Raw genomic sequence first — 850 nt, 5'->3', positions numbered from 1 at the left:
ATCAATTGGAGCTGTCACGCCGTGCTTTCGAAGCGCCTCACAAACCATTGGGCCAATTGTCAGGTTAGGGACATAATGATTATCCATCACATCGAAGTGAACGATATCAGCACCGGCTTCGAGAACATTCTCGACTTCTTCACCTAGGCGTGCAAAGTCGGCAGAAAGAATAGAGGGGGCGATCAAAAATTGGCTCATGGTTTCCTCGGAATTAATAATTTGCGCTATTCTAACGTAGAAGCGCTGGTGCGAATAGTTTAGTTGCCGATAAGTAAAGTGTTAAGCCTATTGATGATAGGTTTGTGCCTCCGAGTGTCACTAAGATGAGTTTTTATATGAAATGGTTTTGCCTTGCTCTTGTTACTCTTATATTCAGTTCTAGCATGGTGCTGGCGGAAGATGCACCTGACGCCTCTGAAGGCAAAGAAGAAAGTGAAACCAAGAGTGAGGCGCTTAGAGTTGGACATATAGATCTAGATAAGGTGACTCAGCAAGCCCTGATATCGGAATTGAGGCAAAAAGAAGTAGTTTGGCTGGATGTTGAGTACCCCATACCTGAAGGTGGTTCTTCTGCTGGAAGTGTTCAGGTTCTGGCTTTACAAAGACCTTCTCAAAAGCCGCAACAACATGGTGCTGTTTTATTGGTTCCTGGTATCGGCCAGCATGCGGACTGGCCTCAAGTAATAAGGCCTGTACGCAGTGGGCTTCCAGAGGCGGGTTGGTATACCTTGGCGCTCTCATTACCAGGCGCTTCCATAGACAAAGTCCCAGAGCGAGCTTTACCAGTAAAGAAATTTGATGAGCTTGAACTAAGCCCTGCTTTGGCAGAAGCATTAAACAACAAGACAGC

Annotated in this window: 1 protein-coding gene and 1 pseudogene; one reads left to right on the top strand and one right to left on the bottom strand. The window is 46.1% G+C overall.

Going from position 1 to position 850, the window contains the following annotated elements; genetic code table 11:
- A pseudogene (locus tag A3763_RS23150) lies at window positions 1-198 on the bottom strand (ribulose-phosphate 3-epimerase); the annotation flags it as partial.
- A gap of 137 nt (window positions 199-335) precedes the next feature.
- On the opposite strand from A3763_RS23150, the gene A3763_RS23145 reads away from it, so the two are divergent.
- Window positions 336-850 (top strand): DUF3530 family protein (locus A3763_RS23145; protein WP_197483069.1); only part of this gene is annotated, 515 nt, incomplete at its 3' end.

Source organism: Oleiphilus sp. HI0128, from assembly GCF_001635365.1.
Note: the sequence above shows the minus strand (reverse complement) of the source record. Positions and strands in the feature narration are given on the sequence as shown.